The following is a 20992-nucleotide window of genomic DNA, read 5'->3' as shown; positions in this document are numbered from 1 at the left end:
TATCTTATTTGTGCGCAATTACAGTTTTGTTACCGATTGCTTTTTGATTTAATACAACATCAACTTTTGTGCCTAATGGTAAGTATAAGTCGACTCTTGATCCAAATTTTATAAATCCTGCATCTGTTCCTTGTATAGCTTGCATACCTGGCTGTGCATAGTTAACGATTCTCTTAGCTAGTGCACCTGCAATTTGTCTATACATAACTTCTCCATATATAGGGTTGTCAATAACAACAGAAGTGCGTTCATTTTCTTCACTAGCTTTTGGGTGCCAGGCAACTAAATATTTTCCAGCATGGTACTGACTATATTTAATCAAACCACTTAGTCCATAGCGTGTAACATGTACATTAAGGGGAGACATAAATACGGATACCATTAATCTTTTATCTTTAAAGTATTCTGGTTCATAGACTTCTTCTATAACTACAACTTTACCGTCTACGGGTGCTAGTATAGTACCGTCATCTGGAGTGATAGATCTATTAGGGTTTCTAAAGAATTGTAGTATAAGAATTAACAATGCTAATACGATTGATTGCAATGTTATTCTTAGCCATGGAATTTCTCTACATAAAACATCCGCTAATACTACTAATGCAACGGTAATAACCATTGAAAAGAAAATAATTTTAGTTCCTTCTTTGTGAAACATAGTTATAAAATTTGATATATTAAATATAAAAATGGTGCTACAAATATAACACTATCTAATCGGTCTAGGATGCCACCATGCCCAGGCATAATAGATCCACTGTCTTTTACCCCAGCTTCTCTTTTGAAATGTGATTCTACTAAATCTCCAGTCGTTCCAAAAATGCTGACAAAAATAGCACTACTTATCCAAATTACAATATTAAAAAAGTCGAAATATTGACTAAGAATAATAGCTGCTATAATACTAAAGATCATACCCCCAAAGAATCCTTCAATGGTTTTCTTAGGTGAAATTCTTTCAAAAAGCTTTTTCTTTCCGAATTTCTTACCAACAATATAAGCAAAAGTGTCATTAGTCCAGATCATTATCAATAGCCCTATTATTATTTGTGGTCTATAGATGTATTCATCATTTTCTTTTATAAATGGCAAGTATTGTATGGTGATAAATGCAGCTATTATATATCCCAAAAAGATTACCATCTTTACAGGAAAAGATCTATTAGGTTTCTTTGTTGTAAACAATTCTGCTACCAATGCTAATAGTATAATAGCACTAAAAAGAGCTATGATTTTAATAGGTAATATATCTCTATCCCACCATAGGCATGCTGAGGCCATAAGAGAGATAATCATGGATAGAGATTTTGGGAGTTTTATAAGTTTCGCAAATTCGTATGAAGCGATAAACATAAATATCCCGAATAGTATTTCAAAAGATATTTGAGAGTATAACGTTGCTCCTATCAAGAGTACTATATATACTGCACCTGATATTGCTCGAGTAACTGTTTCTGACATATTAAAGGTCTTCTAAAAGTAATAAATATAAGTTTTTTGGAGATCTACCATAACTCAAGAAATCGCTTTCATTAGTAGATGGTTTAAAGTAATTAAAAGTAGTAATGTTACTAGGTAGTGCGCTACCATATTTTCTTTTTATTTCTCGCAACCCGTCACTTTTTGTTCTTGTCATTTGACTTGTTCTTGCTATTATGACAATATTATCAGGTAGGTCGTTTGCTTTGTTGTTTTTGATTTGCTTATCACAAAATAGGATAGATCCATCTTCTGCAATTAGATTTTCACATCCAGAAAAGAAAAAAGTTGGATTTTTAACTTCACTATATTTTATATTGTTCTCTTGTAACATAGAGTAAAGAGAAGTTTCATAAGTTTGAGCTTCTGTTTCAAACCAATCATTTTCAACTAGAATATTAACAAAGCATTCATTTAACTCGTCTAATGATTCACAGTACAGAAATTTACCACCATTCTCTTTAAAGTTTAAAGTAAAAAGATCATCTACAGGAAGTCTTTGTTCAGGTAAGTATTGACTTTGTTGCACAGCAGAATTTTCTTCTACTTGTTCAGAAGGTTGAAATACTTGCATTAACTTTTTGAAAAAACTCATAGTAAATAAACTCCGGTGAAATAATTAATTATTAACTATTCAAAGATAAAAAAAATCTTAACTTAAAGTTGCCTTTAGGTTAAGATTTTTAATGTTACTATAGGATAGATTCCTATTATTCTATATTATTTTCTGATTTACTTTCAGAATTAAGATTTATTTCTACAGCTCCTTCTTTTTCAAAAGGTCTTTGTCCAAAGATGTTTTCTAAATCTTGCTTAAAGATAACCTCTTTCTCACATAATAGGTCTGCTAATTCTATCAGCTTATCCCTATTTTCAGATAGAATAGAAATAGCTCTTGCGTATTGCCCTTCTATCAATGCTGAGATTTCTTGATCAATAACTCTTGCAGTTTCTTCTGAATAAGGTTTTGCAAAACTATATTCACTTTGTCCTGATGAGTCATAGTAAGTGATGTTACCTAACTTTTCATTTAGTCCATAAATAGTAACCATAGCTTTTGCTTGTTTAGTTACTTTTTCTAAGTCACTTAAAGCTCCAGTTGATATTTTGTCAAATATAATCTTTTCAGCAGCACGTCCTCCCATAGTAGCACACATCTCGTCTAACATTTGTTCTGTTCTAACGATTTGTCGTTCTGCTGGTAAATACCATGCAGCACCTAAGCTCTGACCTCTAGGAACGATAGTTACTTTAACTAGTGGTGATGCATGTTCACACATCCAACTTACAGTAGCATGTCCTGCCTCGTGAATGGCGATAGCATATTTTTCTTCAGGACTAATAATTTTATTCTTTTTCTCTAGACCACCGATGATTCTATCTACAGCATCTAAGAAATCTTGCATATCTACCTCTTTCTTATCTTTTCTAGCAGCAGTTAATGCAGCCTCATTACACACGTTAGCAATGTCAGCTCCAGAGAAACCTGGTGTTTGTTTAGATAAGAAGTCGATATCTAAATTATCTACTTTCTTAATGTTGCGCAAGTGAACGTGGAAAATAGCTTCACGCTCCTTAACGTCTGGTAAATCAACATAGATTTGTCTGTCAAAACGACCAGCTCTTAATAAAGCTTTGTCTAAGATTTCAGCACGGTTAGTAGCTGCTAATACAATAACATTAGTATTAGAACCAAAACCATCCATTTCTGTTAATAATTGGTTTAACGTATTTTCTCTTTCATCATTAGAACCAGAGAAATTACTCTTACCACGTGCACGTCCTACAGCATCTATTTCATCAATAAAGATAATAGCAGGTGATTTCTCTTTCGCTTGTTTAAACAAGTCTCTAACACGTGAAGCACCTACACCTACAAACATCTCTACGAAGTCAGATCCAGATAAAGAGAAGAAAGGTACTTGAGCTTCACCAGCCACAGCCTTTGCTAATAACGTTTTACCTGTACCTGGAGGTCCTACTAATAGAGCTCCTTTAGGGATTTTACCTCCAATAGAAGTATATTTTTCAGGGTTCTTTAAAAACTCTACGATTTCAACAATCTCTTCTTTTGCGCCTTCTAAGCCAGCTACATCTTTAAAAGTAACTTTTACATCGTTTTTTTCATCAAATAGCTTTGCTTTAGATTTACCGATAGAGAAGATTTGTCCTCCACCACCAGCTCCTCCACCACCAGTCATTCTTCTCATCATGAATAACCAAAATCCAATGATGATGATGATAGGTAAGAAGCTAATTAAGATATCCCCCCAATTACTTTCAGGTTCGGATTTATATTCTTTAATTTTACCTTCAGAAGTAGCTTTATCAAGTTTTTCTTGAAATAATTTTGAATCACCAATGTCAGTTAAGAATTGGGGTCCAGCATTTTCTCTTCCTAAAATGTTGTTTTTATTTAAGTCTTCAAATTCTTTACTCTTCTGAGCCTCTGGTGTTAAATATACTTTGGCTACAGTACGACTGAAGTCTATTTTTTCTACATATCCTTTTTCTACGTATTCATAAAGCTTAGATAGTCCAAGTTGTCTTGAGTTTCCAAAACTACTTCCATTAGTAAGGAAGTTTATTACCAAGATAATCACTAAGATACTTCCATATAATATCCATGGATTGAATCGTGATTTATTTTGGTTAGGTTTCATATTTTCCGACATGAAGTTTTTCGTTTAGTGGTTAATATTGGCTGTCAATAGTAGTGATTTTAGCGTCTCCCCATAAGCTTTCGATGTTGTAGAATTCACGGATGTGTTTTTGAAATACGTGTACAACAACGTTAACATAGTCCATTAAAATCCATTCTGCATTCATTTCACCTTCTACATGCCAAGGTTTATCTCGCAATTCTTTAGATACTAATTTTTGTACAGAACCTGAAATGGCATTTACTTGTGTATTAGAATTACCATCAGCAATGATGAAATAATCACAAGGGGTATTGTCTATTTCTCTTAAATCGATTATTGTAATGTTCTCTCCTTTAACTGCTTCAATTCCTTTTACAATGTTTGCAATCAATTCGTCGTTGTTAATATTCTTGTCTGCCATTTATTTTTTGTCTTATTTATTCTAGTTTAAATGTAATGTTTGCTAATTTTGGATTCAAATATAATGAAATCGTTCAGATTAGTCTATAATTATTTTATATGAATATTATCAAACTCGATGCCATAGGGTCGACGAATACCTATTTGAAGAAAATATTAACTGAATCGAATCTCGATAATCTAACTGTAGTAGTAGCTGAAAACCAGTTTCATGGTAAGGGGCAGAGAGGAAGTGTGTGGGAATCGGAGGTAGGTAGTAGTCTTACTTTTAGTGTGTTAGTGAAGGATTTGTTAGTTTCTCCTGAGCGTGTTTTTGATCTTAATATTTTAGTGGCTTTAAGTGTTTATTCTAGCTTAAAAAACTTATTAGGACTGACATTTAGTGTTAAGTGGCCTAACGACATAATGTCATATAATAAGAAAGTTGGTGGCATTTTGATTGAGAATATTATTAAAGCTAATGGTGAAACCCTGTCAATAGTCGGTATAGGTATTAATGTTAATCAACAAAATTTAGATGATTTACCTCAAGCGACCTCATTGTATCGTATTTCTGGGCAAAAGTGGGATAAAGATCTCTTAATGCATACTATTTTAGAGTATTTAGATAGCTATTGTCAGAAGTATTTAACCAATGGCAGTTCTTTTGTTTGGGAGGAGTATCACAAGGTACTTTATCGAATAGGAATACCTAGTGTCTTTGAGTTGCCAAGTGGGGTTCGTTTTATGGGGATTATTAAAGGTGTCAATAAGCATGGTATGCTTGAGATCCAAAAAGAAGATGATACTATCGAAATATTTGATATTAAGCAAGTGAAAATGCTGTATTAAGGCTTTTGTAAGTAGAAATAGTTTCGATTATAAATTAACAAGAGCTACCTGTGAAGGTAGCTCTTGTTATACCTTAAGTATTATCTGTAGATTTAAGGTTATATTAGTCAGATTTAAATTTTAATGATATTGAGTTCATACAGTATCTCATTCCTGTTGTCTCAGCTGGTCCATCAGGAAATATATGACCTAAATGTCCATTGCATTTAGAGCATGTTACTTCTACTCTTTTCATTCCATGTGTAGTGTCTTCTGTGAAGATTACAGATCCTTCGATAGCTTTGTCAAATGATGGCCAACCACAATGTGAATCAAACTTAGTATTTGAATCAAATAACTTCTGATCACAAGCTGCACAGTGGTATGATCCTTTTTGATAGAAATCATTATATTCTCCAGTGAATGGGCCTTCTGTCCCTTTCTCTCTTAAGACATAGTATTCTGCAGGAGTTAATACCTCTTGCCATTCTTTCTCTGTAGTTGTTTTATCTTTTTTCATTTGTGGTATCTTTTGATAGTTGACATCTTTACATGATAATAATCCTATGATTATAAGGAAAAACACTATGATTCTCATGAGACTATTGTTCTATGAATGATTTTATCCTTTCGATTACTTTTTTATCACCTAGTATTTTGCGATGACCTAAGCCTGAAGTAATCATTATTTCAGCATCTTTACTGTGTTTTTTGATTCTATAAGCAGCTTTTACATTTACATCTAGGTCATCTTCATCATGCATAATTAATAGAGGCAAATCAAGTTGTTCCGCTGCTTTGTGTACACAATAGCTTTGCATTGATTGATTAAACTGTGTTTCAAAGCGCTCTTGAATCATCTTAGAAATGATTGGTTTTAGCTCTATTTGTTTAACGAAATCATCTACTACATCTTGTACAATATCACCACTACCTATAATGACAGCTTTTTTTGCGTGTAAACCGTCTTTTAAGGCATTCATTGTAGTCATCCCTCCCAGAGAGTGACCTATCACTAGTTCAAATGGACCGAACTGTTTCTCTACTTCAAAGGCTGAAGCGATAAACTCAGTCATATTCGTTTTTGTTTTTGGAGACCTACCATGACCAGGTGCATCGAAGCTCACGATATCATATCCTGCACGCATAAGCATATTTGCAATAGTTACTAACTGTGTACCTCTACCATTCCATCCGTGTATAAGTAGTGCTTTCTTAGTAGCAGTTTTGTTAGTACCATATTGATATACCATTATATCCTTGCGCAGAGCAGGAACAGTAATTTTAGTAACAATACTTTTGTCAAGCATTTCTCTCTCTCTTTTTGGTGGTTTAAATTTAAGAGGCGTGACAAAAAGATTTTGAGCAAATCTAGTGGCTAGATTTTTAGAAAATAGTTGTAATGTTTTTCCAATTACTATTATGCTTTTTGGTATTTCAAGCGATTGTTTTGGTTTTTGAGTTTGCATTATAATAATGTTCTAAGCAGGTAAAATTACGAAATTAAAAGAACTCACAAGTATAATTACCTTAAATCTGTGAAGTCTAATCTATAATGTTACTTTATTGTAGATAGTCGCATAGCATAATGTTACTTCTATATTACCTCACTCTCTCAGCTCCTCTGTTATAGAGTTAAACTCTAAAATAGAATGTGGTTCGTTATTCTGTTCTTGATGAGTTTGATCATTCTGTAGTTCTGTTTCTGATGTTTTAGCCTGATTGATAATCTCTTTATTTACTTTTCGGATATAGTCAGGTGGAGTCCACTTTTTTAATTCCCTTTCTTTGTTGTGTTGCTTTAAGTCTTGAGGAGTGGCTGTTTCAGCACTTGTATCTACTTTTTCTAGATGTTGTTTTAGGGTTATTTCTCGAGCTTGTTCAATAGAGATAACCTCTGATATTTCTTGATTTCCGTTCTCTGCTTCATGCTCCCTGTTCCCTAACTCTATTATTCCATGAAAGCAGTTTGTGCTATTAACACTACCATCAGCGGCTTTCCACATACTCCAAAAGAAAACAGTACCCTTATCCCAATCAGCAGGTATGTTAAAATGAGCGTATTTATCTACGCGATTTCCTACATTAGGTATTGCTACAAACTGGTCTAAGGTTTCGTTATATAGCATCATCGTCAATTTATCTGTATTTAGTGTAAGGGCATTAATCAACTCATTTTCCCACTGTACTTTAAACTTACCTGTCTTTAGGCGATTAATCTTTTTGATGACAGCAGGAGCAAGGTTTCCGATAGATAATAAAGCTTCTTCAACTTTGATATGTTGCTCTCCATTAATTAGATTGATGCCTTGAGTCATTAGTCTAGAAATCATCTGTTCTTTACCTGCTATCCATTTTTTACCCTTCAGCACAGGAGGACAATTCGCATTGACAAAGTCTTTGAATTTACTAGCAAATGTTGAGACCAAGCTCATCTTATCCCATTGGAGTAATTGCTTCATTGATGGTTTTTTACTTGACTTACGAGGTTTAGCACGGATGTAATTTACTCCCCTCCAAGTTACTCCAACGACTGTTCCTACTTTACCATTTACTGGACCTAGTATACCTTGTTTGATTTCTGCCATAACTTATATTTTTTTGGTGTTTTCGGTTTTCTGTAATTTTTTTTAATTCACTTCCATCTAATGTATGTTGTTGTGTACGAGATGGTTGTTTTTCGTATTTGTAATATAAAAAATCAGTATACCGAGTACACAAGTAGTAAGAAAAATTCATAGGTTGTTCAACCCTTTGTTACTCTAGGTTGATAGTTGAATATGAATTAAATAGGTGTTCAAAACGAGTGAAATATTTTCTTTTTTAGTCGGATTTCATCCTAGACTCGTGATAATTCAACTAAAATTTAATTGCGGATTGGAGCAGAATAAGAGTATAATGAAAGCAGGGTTCTTGGAAAATTGGATTGTATACCCAGTTATTGTCCTATCATTCTCCTTTAATTGTCCTGGAATCATAGACAAAGACAGTGATATACTGAGATGATCGGAGGTCGGGGTTTTATAGAGATTTGTGTTTTGGTATTTAACTTGTTGTTTATTAAGTTAGTATCTTTTTGTTGAATCAAAAAAATAGAAATAAAAGTTTTTTGGACAGAGGATAACGTGTTTATTATAAGGGGGTTGAGGAGAAAAAAGGCAGTTAGAGGTTTTTTAAATGTTTTTATTGTGATCTAAAATTGAAAAAAAGAAATATTAAATAAAGTTCAATTCGCTAGGTTTACGTTTATATCCTATGAAGATGTGGGGGAGAATAAATCATGTTATTGTCTCTTTTTGCACTTTATTTGGTGTGATATGTTTTGGTTTCAATGCATTCTTTGCATTATAAAGCAAATGTTTTTGAATATTGCGAATATCTATTAATTTTGAAAACAAAAACACGATGAAAAAAATAATCTTATCTGTAGCGACAGTTTTACTATTAAGTGCTTGTGCTACAAATCCATTTACTGGAAAGAAGACAATGGCGTTTACTTCTAATGCGGAGCTTTTTCCGATGTCGTTCTCTCAATATGATACTTTCTTAAAAGAGCATAAAGTGATAAAAGGGACAAAAGATGCACAGCGTATCACTGATATCGGGATGAAAATCAAGAAAGCGGCTGAAATATGGTTAACAGCTAATGGGCATGGTAGTTACCTTAATGACTATAAATGGGAGTATAATCTAGTGGATGATAAGGAAGTAAATGCATGGTGTATGCCAGGAGGTAAAATAGTATTTTATACTGGGATATTGCCTATCTGTCAGACAGATGCTGGTATAGCTGTGGTGATGGGACATGAGGTGTCACATGCATTAGCAAATCACGGACAACAACGTATGAGTGCAGCGATGTTACAGCAAGCTGGGGCGGTGGCATTAGATGCTGCTACAGCCAAATCTTCTGCAACGTCTAAGCAAATGTGGTCTGCAGCTTATGGGTATGGAAGCCAAGTAGGAGGTATGTTACCATTCAGCAGAGCTAATGAGACTGAAGCAGATAAAATAGGACTTACACTAATGGCCTTAGCAGGGTATAATCCTGAGGAAGCAGTAAGTTTCTGGAGTAGAATGGCGGCTAGAGATGGTTCTGGAGGAGGTAACTCATGGATGAGCACTCACCCTAGTAATACTGAGCGTATTGATAATTTGAAGAAATTAATTCCAGAGGCAAAAGCTGAAGCAGCAAAATTTGGTGTATCTTTCGGAAAGTAAAATAGTATAAGCTACCTTAAGGGTAGCTTATTTTTTTAATACCATTTACTTATGAAAAGTTTTATAAAAGGGGATAAAAAACTTTTAAATGCTTGGGCATTTTATGATTGGGCTAATTCTGTGTATGCTTTAGTGATATCATCATCTATTTTTCCGTTGTATTACGGATCTCTATTTAGAGAGTTAAATATAGATAGCTTTGACTTTTGGGGAACCTCTATAAAGAGTGAATCTATTATTAGTTACATCACTGCTATAGGATTCCTAATTGTGTGTATACTTTCACCTATTCTATCAGGGATAGCGGATTATCTAGGGACTAAGAAGTTCTTTATGAAACTTTTCTGTGGAATCGGATCTGTATCCTGTATGCTATTATACTTCTTTAGTCTAGACTATATGTTATTGAGTTTATTAATCTATATGTTTGGATTAATAGGTTTTTGGGGGAGTTTAGTATTTTATAATTCGTACTTACCAGATATCGCTTTTACAGATCAACAAGACAAAATTAGTGCACAGGGATATGCTTTAGGGTATATTGGTAGTGTGGTGTTATTATTGCTAAACTTGTTCTTAGTGATGAAGTATGAGTTGTTTGGTTTTGAGACAGCTATGTCAGCTATGCGATTCTCTTTTATTTTAGTTGGATTATGGTGGGTAGGGTTCAGTATGTACACTTTTAAGTACCTACCTGATTTTAAAAATGAGAAGAAGATTACTAGATCTGTATTGTTTAAGGGATTCAGAGAATTGAAGAAAGTATGGCATCAACTGAGTAGTTATGTGGAGTTAAAACGTTACTTAGTAGCCTTCTTTGTCTATAGTATGGCAGTGCAGACAGTGATGGTCATCGCAGCATATTTCGGTGAGAAGGAGATAGCGTGGGAGAGTGATTCACAGCGTACTACAGGATTGATATTAAGTATCCTGATGATACAGCTCGTAGCTGTAGCAGGAGCCTATTTGACCTCGTTACTTTCAAAAAAAATAGGTAATATATATACGTTATGTGTTTTAAATGCGTTATGGATAGTAATATGTTTATATGCGTATACGGTAGTTACACCTAATGAATTTTATGTAGCAGCAAGTTTTGTAGGATTAGTGATGGGAGGGATACAGTCCTTATCTCGATCGACTTATTCTAAGTTATTGCCAGAGACTACAGATACTACGTCATTCTTCAGCTTTTATGACGTGACTGAGAAGTTGGGGATTGTATTAGGGATGTCTATGTATGGACTGGTAAGTGATTTGACAGGGAAGATGCAGAATGCTATTCTATTTTTGATAGTGTTTTTTGCAGTTGGTTTTGTCTTGTTATTGAGAATACCTAATAAAAAACAGAGTTAGTACTAAAAGTCATATAAGATTGTATTTTTATTACTTGTATATTTGTAAAACGATTATTTTAAGAATAGTAAGCTATAATATGAAAAAGACATTTAAAATATTAGCATTTAGTTTGTTCGCTATCACAGGTTTCACGGTAGTATCATGTGATAATGAAGGGTACGATCCTATAATAGAAGGAGAATTGGGAGTAGGTAAGCCTACGATGACAATTAATAATCAAGGGGACGTTATTCTTCTTAGAGAAGGCATTGTAGCTACATTAGATAAAGATGGAATATTAGAAATAAAGGTAGCTGGAGCAGATAAGTCAGGGCAAGATAGCTTAATACTAAGAGCATTAAAATTTCAGACAGGAACATTTCCCACTAATGCTAACAAATGTGAGTACTATTCATGGGAGAATAAACTGCGTTATACAACAATAGATAAGGATAGACCCACGTTTATAACTGGTTTGTTAAAAATAAATACAATCAATAGAAAAGCTAGGGTATTGTCAGGTGATTTTAATATTACTCGAATGATTCCTGAGAATCAAGACAATCCTAATCTAAAAGCTTTTGCGATTAGTGGAGATTTTAAAGATATACGTTTTGTCCGCAAGGAAGCTACATATTTAGAAGCTTTTGTGAATGAGGAACCTTTAGAGAATCCAAAAGAAAAGGCGGAGATAAAAGGGAATAATATTGTTATTACAAGTATAGATGGAGTAGAAATGACTCAGGAGCTTATAATAGAATTGCCAAATAATGATGTGCTAGAAGCGTCATCAGACCCTAAGGAATTTAAAAATCTAGGATGGTTTAACGTGTTATATACCTCTAAATATGGAGTGAAGTATACTTCTGAAGGAATGGATGACAAGGATGGATTACTACGCATAGATGCAGTAGAGTATAAAAACAATAAGATAGTATCTCTAAAAGGTCGCTTCGAGGCTATGCTAAGGGGAGCTGATGAAGGTAAAGAAGAAGAGAGGGTGAAAATTACTTTTGGTGATTTTTCAGTGAAATTTTAATACTACTATAGATAAATAATATTTTATTTTTTAACATAAAAGACAAAAAATCCTTACACTTGTGTCAAGGGTTTTTTTGTGGCATAAAGATTGAAATATTAATAAGATAGAATAGTTAAAAATAATATTATTGTTGATAATCAGATGGTTGTGATATGGTTTTGAAGTAAGCTATGTCATTTTAAATTAGATTACTGACAGAATGACGTAAAAATATATATGGGAAATCAAAAAACTATGACGTTTGACAACTTGTCGTTGCAAGACTTAGGAGATGGAGATGCAGAGTTCATTCCAATCTTTTCAAGCGAAGATGAAGAAGAAATGAATAATGAAGAGTTGCCAACAGTACTTCCTATTTTACCATTGAGAAATATGGTGTTATTCCCTGGCGTAGTTATTCCTATTACAGCAGGTAGAGATAAGTCTATTGAACTTTTAAATAAAGCAAATAAAGGGGATAAGACAATAGGTGTGGTAGCACAAATCGATGAAGGTACTGATGATCCTGGTATAAATGAAATATACCATACAGGGACAGTAGCTCGTATTATCAAATTATTAAAATTACCTGATGGTAATATCACTGTAATCTTACAAGGTAAAAAACGATTTGAAATTACTGAGCTAATACAAGAAGAACCTTATATGAAAGCTAATGTGGTGTCACGTATAGAGAAACGACCAAGTAAGCGAAATAAGGAATTTCCAGCTATCGTAGAGTCTATTAGAGATACTGCTTTAGAGATAATTAAAGAGAATCCAAATATTCCTTCTGATGCCGCATTTGCAATTGAAAATATTACGAGTGAATCGTTTTTAATCAACTTTGTTTCTTCTAATATGAGTATGGATATTGCGGATAAGCAACGATTACTGAATATAGATGATTTAAAAGCTAGAGGATTAGAAGCGTTGAAGATGATGACAATCGAGTTGCAGAAACTTCAGTTGCGAAATGATATACAAACAAAAGTTAGAGTCGATTTAGACCAGCAGCAAAAAGAGTATTTCTTACATCAACAGATGAAGACTATTCAAGAAGAGCTTGGAGGTTTTTCTAATGAGGAAGAGTTTGAGGATATGCGTAAGAAGGCTCTTAATAAAAAATGGTCTAAGGTAGTCAAAGAGCGCTTCGACAAAGAGTTAATGAAGTTTCAACGTATGAATCCTCAGGTAGCTGAGTTTGGTATTCAACGTAACTATTTAGAGTTATTACTGGATCTGCCATGGGATCATTGTTCTAAAGATGTCTTTAATTTAAAGAATGCACAGAAGCAGTTAGATAAAGATCACTACGGTATAGAGGATGTTAAGAAACGTGTGTTAGAGCATATGGCAGTCTTAAAACTTCGTAATGATCTTAAGTCACCGATACTATGTCTGTATGGTCCTCCAGGGGTAGGTAAGACTTCTATTGGTAGATCCATAGCAGATGCGTTAGGACGTGAATATGTGCGTATTTCTCTAGGGGGATTACGTGATGAGGCAGAAATCAGAGGACACAGAAAGACATATATTGGAGCTATGCCTGGACGTATAATTCAGAGTCTTAAAAAAGCAAAGACATCTAATCCAGTGTTCTTATTAGATGAGATAGATAAGTTATCATCAAGCCACAATGGCGATCCGTCATCTGCTTTACTGGAAGTATTAGATCCAGAGCAAAACAGTGATTTCTATGACAACTTCTTAGAGATGGGATATGATCTATCTAAGGTAATGTTTATCGCTACATCGAATAGTTTAAGTACTATACAGCCTGCATTAAGAGACCGTATGGAGATTATCGAGATGACAGGGTATACGATAGAAGAAAAAGTAGAAATAGGTAAACAACATTTGTTAGATAAGCAGTTAAAAGCGCACGGTATTACTTCTAAGGAGTTGGTACTAGGTAAAAAACAAATGGAGTATATCATCACTAATTATACAAGAGAATCAGGTGTACGTGGTTTAGATAAACAATTAGCACATATCGCTAGAGGCGTAGCGAAGAGTATCGTGATGGAGGAGGAATATAATGTGAAGATGACAGAAGATGATATCAAAAAGATATTAGGAACACCACGTTTCGAGAGTGATAAGTATGAGAATAACGATGTAGCAGGTGTTGTGACAGGATTAGCTTGGACTAGTGTAGGTGGAGATATTCTGTATATTGAATCTATTATATCTAAAGGAAAGGGTGAGTTATCTATCACAGGTAACTTGGGTACTGTAATGAAAGAATCAGCTACTATTGCTTTAGAGTATATCAAGGCACATACTGAGGAGTTAGGTATATCACAAGATGTGTTAGATAATTATAAGATCCACATTCACGTACCAGAGGGAGCTACGCCAAAAGATGGACCTAGTGCAGGTATTACGATGTTAACTTCTATGGTATCTTCATTTACACAACGCAAAGTTAAAAAGAACTTAGCTATGACAGGAGAGATTACATTAAGAGGAAAAGTATTACCTGTAGGTGGTATTAAGGAGAAAATATTAGCAGCTAAAAGAGCTAATGTGAAAGAGATTATCTTGTGTAAAGACAATAGAAAAGATATCGAAGATATAAAAGAAGAGTATTTAAAAGGACTAACATTCCATTATGTTGATAGAATGGAAGAGGTATTAGCAATAGCAATTACTGATCAAAAAGTAAAGAATGCTAAAAAGTTTGAAGTAGTTAAAAAATAAAACACATTGAATTAAAATAAAAAAAGCATCACTAATCCAAGTGATGCTTTTTTGTTATATATAATTTTGCTTAACACTTATAGTGTTTAAAGAATATGTTTTTTGCAGATTAACTGACATTTGTTAGTTCTATGTGTTTAAAATATTTGTATTTTTAAGGTGCTTTTTTGAAACACTTTTTTACTAGAGTATTTTTAAAGCTATATTTAGTACCCGCAAGACTTTAGAAAGTTTTATAAAAAGATTTGAGTGGTGATAAATACTATTATATTTGACAAATAAATGAGTTTAAACTAATTTTTAAATTTTTCAGTTTGAAAAAAATTACCATAGCGATTGATGGTTTTTCCTCTACAGGAAAAAGTACATTAGCAAAATCACTTGCAAAATCACTTAGTTATGTATACATCGATACAGGAGCGATGTATAGAGCTGTAACTTTGCACGCAATGAGAAAGGGCTTAATAAAAAAAGATTACTTTAATAAGGAAGAACTTATAGAATCTTTATCCTCTATAGATTTACATTTTGAATATAATCCAGAAAAAGGGTTTGCAGAAGTATTCTTGAATCAAGAGAATGTAGAGGGGGTAATCCGTAGTCTTGAGGTATCACAGTTCGTAAGCCAGATAGCAGAAGTACCAGAAGTAAGAAGAAAGTTAGTAGAACAACAACAGAACTTGGGTAAGTCAAAGGGAGTAGTAATGGATGGTAGAGATATCGGTACTGTAGTATTTCCTGGTGCGGAACTTAAGATTTTTATGACCGCTTCACCAGAGATTAGAGCACAACGTCGTTATGATGAATTAAGTGTTAAAGATCCAAATGTGACTTATGAGGCAGTATTCAACAATGTAGTAGAACGAGATAATATCGATACTTCTAGAGTTGACTCACCATTAGTAATGGCATCAGATGCGATAGAGGTAGATAACTCACACTTGACAATAGAAGAACAATTTGACTTAATTCTTGAGCTAGCGCGCGATAGAGCTAAGTAACTGAATACACTTATAAAACACGATCTAAAGAGTAATAGCCTTTAGAATATTAACACAGAAATAATATCATACGTAATGAATGTAAAAGCAAAATTGACGATGATGAGTTACCTCGAATTTGCAGTTTGGGGAGCTTACTTGACATCCATGGGGAATTATTTAGGATCAGTTGGGTTAGGACCTAAAATTGGTCTTTTTTATGCAGTACAAGGGATAGTATCTATAATTATGCCTGCTGTAATGGGAATCGTAGCTGATAGATGGATACCAGTACAGAGACTATTAGGAATAAATCATTTGCTGGCAGCTATCTTTATGTTTGCTACAGGATTGTATGGTGCGATGGCTGGAAGTAATGTAGATTTTACTACTATGTTTACTTTATATACTTGTAGTGTAGCTTTCTTTATGCCGACTATCGCTTTATCTAATTCAGCTGCATATACTATTTTAAAACATAATAATTTAGATACGATTACTAACTTTCCACCCATTAGAACATTAGGAACAGTTGGATTTATTTGTGCGATGCTGTTTGTAAACTTTGTTGGATTTCAAGACGGGGTACTAGGTTTTCACTTTGGTAATGCCGTAGGGTTTAAAAGTTTTCAAACTAGTTATCACCAGTTTTACGTATCAGCTATTTTAGGTGTTATTCTTTTCCTGTATAGCTTTGTATTACCAAATTGTCCTATTAATAAATCAGACTCTAAGTTGACATTATATGATGCATTGGGATTAAAGGCATTCTCTTTATTTAAACAAAAGAAAATGGCTATCTTCTTTATCTTCTCAATGTTATTAGGAGTTTCTCTTCAGATTACAAATGGATATGCTAATCCTTTTATTACAACATTTAAAGATATTCCAGATTTTGCTAATTCATGGGGAGCTAATAACGCTAATGCTTTAATTTCACTATCTCAAGTATCTGAGACACTTTGTATCTTATTAATCCCATTCTTCTTAAAGCGCTTTGGAATTAAAGTAGTAATGTTGATGTCAATGTTTGCTTGGGTTCTTCGTTTTGGATTCTTTGGATTTGGAGACCCTGGTAACGGAGTATGGATGTTTATGCTATCGATGATCGTTTATGGTATTGCATTTGACTTCTTTAATGTCTCAGGATCATTATATGTAGATAATGAAACTCCAGAAGATATTCGTTCTTCTGCACAGGGAGTATTTATGATGATGACTAACGGGTTTGGAGCGACTATAGGAATGTTAATCGCTCAGTACATCGTGAATCACTTCGTATATAGTCAAGAAGATATTCTATTACAGTTAGAAGGGTGGAGACATTCATGGCTAATATTTGCGGGATATGCTTTAGTTGTAACAGTGTTGTTTGCTGTTCTATTTAAGTATAAACATAAGCCAGAGGCTGTACAGAATATAAAACATTAAAAATATGAATACTCTATTTAGTAGGGAGTACTTGTTTAAAATATAAATAAAAAGCGTGGTAAACAGATGTCTACCACGCTTTTTTATTTATATAAGTTTTTTTAGTCCTTATTATTGTTCTTTTTCTTAGCAGCTCTTTTCGCTTCTACAGCTCTGTTACGAGGTTTAGTCTTACGAGGAGTACGTTTACCAGGTCCACCTAAGTTAACCTTTTGGTTCTTCTCTTTCTTTTCGTGGAAAGCAGCCCCTTTCTCTATAGGTTTCTTAATTTTGTTAAGTTGCTTAGATTTAAGTTTTGACTTCTCAAATTCCATTAGAGACTCTGAGATTACTACTTCTTCAGGAATCGTCATTTCTCTTAATTCCTTTTCCATTAGTACCTCTGCAGCGATCTTAACTTCTTCTTCTTTAGGATCGATAATAGAGATGGCAACTCCTGTTTTATCTGCACGTCCAGTACGACCTATACGGTGGATGTACTGTTCTGGAGATTCAGTAAACTGTAAGTTGATTACATGGCTAATATCAGAGATATCAAGACCACGTGCCATAATATCTGTAGACAAAAGACCTCTTAACTCGTTTGCCTGAAACTCTGCCATTGATCTAAGACGGAAATTCTGAGACTTGTTAGAGTGTATTACTGTAAATTCTTCAGGGAATGCCTCATCTAACTTCGCCATTACTACATCAGCAAGACGCTTACTGTTAATAAAGATAAGAACTCTATTGAACTCCTCTTTATTTGTTAGTAAATGCATTAGTAGGTTTAACTTTGTATTAAAGTTTGGGACGTTATATACTTGTTGGTCGATCTGCTCTAAAGGTGTCCCTGAAGGAGCAAGAGATACTTCTTCTGGGAATTCGAAGTATTCGTCTAGGATATCATCTACTTCCTCAGTCATAGTTGCTGAGAATAAGATGTTCTGACGTTTTCCTCTCATCATAGTAAGGATAGAAGTAAGTTGTGTTCTAAAACCTAAGTTAAGAATCTCATCAAATTCATCTATTACTAACTTTTGTAAATTATCAAAACGAACTACACCGTCTAGCGCTAAGTCCATCATACGACCTGGTGTCCCTACTAGGATATCTACACCTTCATATACAGCTTTGCGTTGCGTATTGATATTCGTTCCTCCATAGATACCTAATGTTCTGATAGACATATAAGCAGTAAGTTTCTTTACTTCATCTACGACTTGTACCACTAGCTCACGAGTCGGAACTAGTATAACAACTCTAGGATTGTCTACATGGCTAAATTTCCACTGTTTTAGGATTGGAAGTAAATAAGCGAATGTTTTACCTGTACCAGTTTGGGCAATACCCATCATATCTCTACCTGATAAAATAACAGGAAAAGACTTTGCTTGTATAGGTGTTGGTGAAACAATATTAAGCTCGTTTAGAGCTTTGTCAAGGGCTTTCGGTAGATTGAATTGCTCGAAAGTGTTCATACGTATTGATATTTGCTGCAAAGATACGCTTATTTTTTTTGCAATATCAAATACTTAGTAATCTGTTAACTGAAAGAATTTAAATGAAATAGTAATCTTAGTAGCGAAAACGCTATATCTAGGGATTATTTATTAAATAAATTTAATGAATAATAGAATACCTTACTTTTCTTATACTGATAAGGGATATTATATGATCTTTTTGATTACTCTAAGTTTATGTGTATGTCTTCCAGAATCTATATTATAGATTCCCAAGTGGTCTAGTCTGTCTATTCTAACTTTGCCATGTGCGTGGATGATATAGTTGTTCTCCATAATAATACCTACGTGAACGATATTACCATCAGCATTGTCAAAGAAGGCTAAATCACCTATCTCACTCTCTTCAATGAAGCTCAGGGCTTCACCTATAGCTGCCTGTTGAGAAGCATCACGAGGGATACGATATCCATTAATGCGATAAACCATCTGTGTGAAACCAGAACAATCAATCCCAAAAGGAGTCTTTCCTCCCCATAGATAAGGGGTGTTTAAGTACATAAAAGCAGTTTTAAGAAAAGTCTGCTTAGTGAATTGGCCTGTTATAGTAAGTCCTTCATAAGAGAAGTTATCTGTATTAATGCTGTTCTTTTTTAATCCAGTAAGGCAACTCCCTAAAGGAATAGCCATTAAATGATTATTGCTAGAAGTAATAAAATCAACTAAGTCTGCTGAGTGAATAACGGAAGTGTTTTGAAGATATTTATAATCCGTTTCCGATATCTCTTGGTACTGCTTATTGTCAATCCAACCTTGGTACTTGTCAAAAGCAAGTTCTATTTTAGACCATTTTTCAGTTCTTTCTAAAATAGTAAAGTGTTCACCAAAAATGACTTGCGATACCATTTCGCTTCTGTCACTTGGTTCTAATCTAAGAGGTACAATGGCAAGGTTGCAATATGCAAACATAATATAGGTTTGAATTAAAGTACAAAAGTAAAAGATGAGTTTGAACTAATCAAACTCATCTTGAATATATTGCAAAAAAAATTAAGCTCTTTCGATAACTAATGCAGATGCACCACCACCACCATTACAGATAGCAGCCGCTCCAATCTTAGCATTGTTTTGTTCTAATACACTTAATAAAGTTACGATAATACGAGCTCCTGAACATCCTAGAGGGTGTCCTAAAGATACAGCACCACCGTTAACATTAATCTTATCAGCGTCAAGGTTAAGTAATTTAGCGTTAGCAATACCCACTACAGAGAACGCTTCATTGAATTCGAAGAAGTCAACATCCTCGATAGCGATATTCGCTTTTTTAAGTGCTTTAGGTAGCGCTTTAGCAGGAGCAGTAGTAAACCACTCAGGTTCTTGAGCAGCATCGGCATATCCTTTGATATATGCTAATGGTTTTAATCCTAAGCTCAATGCTTTCTCTTCACTCATTAGTACTACAGCCGCCGCACCGTCATTGATAGTAGATGCATTAGCAGCAGTCACAGTTCCATCTTTAGTAAATGCAGGGCGTAAAGAAGTTATTTTATCTAGTTTTACATTGGTGTATTCTTCATCTTTAGCTACCACGATAGCATCCCCTCTGCGTTGAGGTACTGTTACAGGAACTATTTCATTGTCAAATTTACCAGCATCCCAAGCTTTAGCTGAGCGTTCGTAAGATTTGATAGCGAAGTTATCTTGATCTTCTCTAGAGATATTGTGTGTACTAGCACATAAATCAGCAGATACTCCCATAGCATTATTGTCATAAGCATCTACTAGACCGTCATTCTGTAAGCCATCTATAATTGTAGCAGGACCAAACTTGTTACCATTACGCATATGTACATAGTGAGGGATCATACTCATATTCTCCATTCCACCTGCTACTACTATTTCTGCATCACCAGCCATAATAGCTTGCGTTCCTTGCATAATAGCTTTCATTCCAGAAGCACAAACTTTATTTATTGTAGTACAAGCAACCTCTTTAGACAAACCAGCTTTTAAAGCTGCTTGACGAGCTGGTGCTTGACCTTCTCCTGCTTGAACTACATTTCCCATCAATACTTCATCCACTAGATTAGCATCAAGTTTGATCTTATCTAATGCCCCTTTAATTGCAGTTGCTCCTAAATCTGTAGCTGGTACAGTTGATAAACTTCCTAAGAAACTTCCGATAGGTGTTCTAGCAGCAGAAACAATAACTACTTTTTTACTCATAATTTATAGAATTAATTAAGTTTGATTTTACAAGCTTTAAATATGAACCTTAAGACAGGTCAATAAAGATGTGGGAAAATACATAAAATATCTTGAATTTGGATAATTAAATAAGAAATAAAAAAAACATTATTTTTTTATTTGTGTTTACTGCATTGACTACGAGTGTATTCGTTTTTAAGGTATGTTTTTTTGTGTTTTTTTTCTCCCAAAAGCTTGCATAGAATCAAAACTAGTGCTAAGTTTGCATCCGCATTAGAGAAGTAATTA

Annotated in this window: 18 protein-coding genes; 7 read left to right on the top strand and 11 right to left on the bottom strand. The window is 34.1% G+C overall.

The window, feature by feature from the left end; all coding sequences use genetic code 11:
* Positions 1-4 precede the first annotated feature (4 nt).
* From LNQ81_RS01230 to rsfS, 5 genes are all read right to left on the bottom strand, one after another.
* Positions 5-658, bottom strand: a complete 654-nt coding sequence (locus LNQ81_RS01230) for a phosphatidylserine decarboxylase family protein (protein ID WP_229944349.1) — start codon at positions 656-658, stop codon at positions 5-7.
* Positions 659-660: 2 nt separating this feature from the next.
* On the bottom strand, positions 661-1461 hold the full coding sequence (locus LNQ81_RS01225) for a phosphatidate cytidylyltransferase (RefSeq protein WP_229944347.1): 801 nt from the start codon (positions 1459-1461) through the stop codon (positions 661-663).
* Between the two features lies 1 nt (position 1462).
* Positions 1463-2074 (bottom strand): LUD domain-containing protein, encoded by a 612-nt coding sequence (locus LNQ81_RS01220; RefSeq protein ID WP_229944345.1) that lies wholly within the window; start codon positions 2072-2074, stop codon positions 1463-1465.
* 115 nt (positions 2075-2189) lie between these two features.
* A complete protein-coding gene (ftsH, locus tag LNQ81_RS01215) occupies positions 2190-4154 on the bottom strand; it encodes an ATP-dependent zinc metalloprotease FtsH (protein WP_229944343.1) in 1965 nt (654 codons plus the stop codon).
* 19 nt (positions 4155-4173) lie between these two features.
* On the bottom strand, positions 4174-4545 hold the full coding sequence (rsfS, locus tag LNQ81_RS01210) for a ribosome silencing factor (protein WP_229944341.1): 372 nt from the start codon (positions 4543-4545) through the stop codon (positions 4174-4176).
* Between the two features lie 98 nt (positions 4546-4643).
* Between rsfS and LNQ81_RS01205 the strand changes: the two genes are divergently transcribed.
* On the top strand, positions 4644-5375 hold the full coding sequence (locus LNQ81_RS01205) for a biotin--[acetyl-CoA-carboxylase] ligase (RefSeq protein WP_229944339.1): 732 nt from the start codon (positions 4644-4646) through the stop codon (positions 5373-5375).
* A 103-nt stretch (positions 5376-5478) separates the two neighbouring features.
* Here LNQ81_RS01205 and msrB read toward each other — a convergent pair whose 3' ends face one another.
* The 3 genes from msrB to LNQ81_RS01190 all read right to left on the bottom strand — a co-directional run bounded on the left by msrB (position 5479) and on the right by LNQ81_RS01190 (position 7942).
* Entirely contained in the window at positions 5479-5952 is a 474-nt protein-coding gene (gene msrB / locus LNQ81_RS01200; RefSeq protein WP_229944337.1) for a peptide-methionine (R)-S-oxide reductase MsrB, read from the bottom strand.
* A gap of 4 nt (positions 5953-5956) precedes the next feature.
* Positions 5957-6823: an alpha/beta hydrolase gene (locus tag LNQ81_RS01195; RefSeq protein WP_229944336.1), complete on the bottom strand. Its 867-nt coding sequence runs from the start codon at positions 6821-6823 to the stop codon at positions 5957-5959.
* Between the two features lie 138 nt (positions 6824-6961).
* Positions 6962-7942, bottom strand: a complete 981-nt coding sequence (locus tag LNQ81_RS01190) for a DUF6266 family protein (protein WP_229944334.1) — start codon at positions 7940-7942, stop codon at positions 6962-6964.
* Between the two features lie 817 nt (positions 7943-8759).
* Here LNQ81_RS01190 and LNQ81_RS01185 point away from each other — a divergent pair.
* The 6 genes from LNQ81_RS01185 (at position 8760) to LNQ81_RS01160 (ending at position 17051) form a co-directional block, all read left to right on the top strand.
* A complete protein-coding gene (locus tag LNQ81_RS01185) occupies positions 8760-9575 on the top strand; it encodes a M48 family metallopeptidase (protein ID WP_229944333.1) in 816 nt (271 codons plus the stop codon).
* A 51-nt stretch (positions 9576-9626) separates the two neighbouring features.
* A complete protein-coding gene (locus LNQ81_RS01180; protein WP_229944329.1) occupies positions 9627-10931 on the top strand; it encodes an MFS transporter in 1305 nt (434 codons plus the stop codon).
* 79 nt (positions 10932-11010) lie between these two features.
* Positions 11011-11952 carry a hypothetical protein gene (locus LNQ81_RS01175; RefSeq protein ID WP_229944328.1) on the top strand — a complete coding sequence of 314 codons (942 nt, stop codon included), beginning with the start codon at positions 11011-11013 and terminating at the stop codon, positions 11950-11952.
* A 219-nt stretch (positions 11953-12171) separates the two neighbouring features.
* A complete protein-coding gene (gene lon, locus LNQ81_RS01170) occupies positions 12172-14640 on the top strand; it encodes an endopeptidase La (RefSeq protein WP_229944327.1) in 2469 nt (822 codons plus the stop codon).
* A gap of 314 nt (positions 14641-14954) precedes the next feature.
* The gene (gene cmk / locus LNQ81_RS01165) at positions 14955-15641 is read left to right on the top strand and encodes a (d)CMP kinase (protein ID WP_229944326.1); all 687 of its coding nucleotides are present in this window, start codon (positions 14955-14957) and stop codon (positions 15639-15641) included.
* Positions 15642-15716: 75 nt separating this feature from the next.
* Positions 15717-17051: an MFS transporter gene (locus LNQ81_RS01160; protein WP_229944323.1), complete on the top strand. Its 1335-nt coding sequence runs from the start codon at positions 15717-15719 to the stop codon at positions 17049-17051.
* Between the two features lie 101 nt (positions 17052-17152).
* On the opposite strand, the gene LNQ81_RS01155 is transcribed toward LNQ81_RS01160, so the two are convergent.
* The 3 genes from LNQ81_RS01155 to LNQ81_RS01145 all read right to left on the bottom strand — a co-directional run bounded on the left by LNQ81_RS01155 (position 17153) and on the right by LNQ81_RS01145 (position 20722).
* Entirely contained in the window at positions 17153-18511 is a 1359-nt protein-coding gene (locus tag LNQ81_RS01155) for a DEAD/DEAH box helicase (protein ID WP_229944322.1), read from the bottom strand.
* Between the two features lie 189 nt (positions 18512-18700).
* On the bottom strand, positions 18701-19462 hold the full coding sequence (locus tag LNQ81_RS01150; RefSeq protein ID WP_229944321.1) for a C40 family peptidase: 762 nt from the start codon (positions 19460-19462) through the stop codon (positions 18701-18703).
* A gap of 81 nt (positions 19463-19543) precedes the next feature.
* Positions 19544-20722 carry an acetyl-CoA C-acyltransferase gene (locus LNQ81_RS01145; protein ID WP_229944320.1) on the bottom strand — a complete coding sequence of 393 codons (1179 nt, stop codon included), beginning with the start codon at positions 20720-20722 and terminating at the stop codon, positions 19544-19546.
* Positions 20723-20992: the final 270 nt, after the last annotated feature.

It is taken from the genome of Myroides oncorhynchi (assembly GCF_020905415.1).
GTDB classification, from domain to species: domain Bacteria; phylum Bacteroidota; class Bacteroidia; order Flavobacteriales; family Flavobacteriaceae; genus Flavobacterium; species Flavobacterium oncorhynchi_A.
This window is presented reverse-complemented; position numbering and strand designations above follow the sequence as displayed.

Bases quoted from the DNA above. Each gene is read 5' to 3' on its own strand.
- LNQ81_RS01230 (WP_229944349.1), bottom strand. From the start codon at position 658: ATGTTTCACAAAGAAGGAACTAAAATTATTTTCTTTTCAATGGTTATT.
- LNQ81_RS01225 (WP_229944347.1), bottom strand. From the start codon at position 1,461: ATGTCAGAAACAGTTACTCGAGCAATATCAGGTGCAGTATATATAGTA.
- LNQ81_RS01220 (WP_229944345.1), bottom strand. From the start codon at position 2,074: ATGAGTTTTTTCAAAAAGTTAATGCAAGTATTTCAACCTTCTGAACAA.
- ftsH (WP_229944343.1), bottom strand. From the start codon at position 4,154: ATGTCGGAAAATATGAAACCTAACCAAAATAAATCACGATTCAATCCA.
- rsfS (WP_229944341.1), bottom strand. From the start codon at position 4,545: ATGGCAGACAAGAATATTAACAACGACGAATTGATTGCAAACATTGTA.
- LNQ81_RS01205 (WP_229944339.1), top strand. From the start codon at position 4,644: ATGAATATTATCAAACTCGATGCCATAGGGTCGACGAATACCTATTTG.
- msrB (WP_229944337.1), bottom strand. From the start codon at position 5,952: ATGAGAATCATAGTGTTTTTCCTTATAATCATAGGATTATTATCATGT.
- LNQ81_RS01195 (WP_229944336.1), bottom strand. From the start codon at position 6,823: ATGCAAACTCAAAAACCAAAACAATCGCTTGAAATACCAAAAAGCATA.
- LNQ81_RS01190 (WP_229944334.1), bottom strand. From the start codon at position 7,942: ATGGCAGAAATCAAACAAGGTATACTAGGTCCAGTAAATGGTAAAGTA.
- LNQ81_RS01185 (WP_229944333.1), top strand. From the start codon at position 8,760: ATGAAAAAAATAATCTTATCTGTAGCGACAGTTTTACTATTAAGTGCT.
- LNQ81_RS01180 (WP_229944329.1), top strand. From the start codon at position 9,627: ATGAAAAGTTTTATAAAAGGGGATAAAAAACTTTTAAATGCTTGGGCA.
- LNQ81_RS01175 (WP_229944328.1), top strand. From the start codon at position 11,011: ATGAAAAAGACATTTAAAATATTAGCATTTAGTTTGTTCGCTATCACA.
- lon (WP_229944327.1), top strand. From the start codon at position 12,172: ATGGGAAATCAAAAAACTATGACGTTTGACAACTTGTCGTTGCAAGAC.
- LNQ81_RS01160 (WP_229944323.1), top strand. From the start codon at position 15,717: ATGAATGTAAAAGCAAAATTGACGATGATGAGTTACCTCGAATTTGCA.
- LNQ81_RS01155 (WP_229944322.1), bottom strand. From the start codon at position 18,511: ATGAACACTTTCGAGCAATTCAATCTACCGAAAGCCCTTGACAAAGCT.
- LNQ81_RS01150 (WP_229944321.1), bottom strand. From the start codon at position 19,462: ATGTTTGCATATTGCAACCTTGCCATTGTACCTCTTAGATTAGAACCA.
- LNQ81_RS01145 (WP_229944320.1), bottom strand. From the start codon at position 20,722: ATGAGTAAAAAAGTAGTTATTGTTTCTGCTGCTAGAACACCTATCGGA.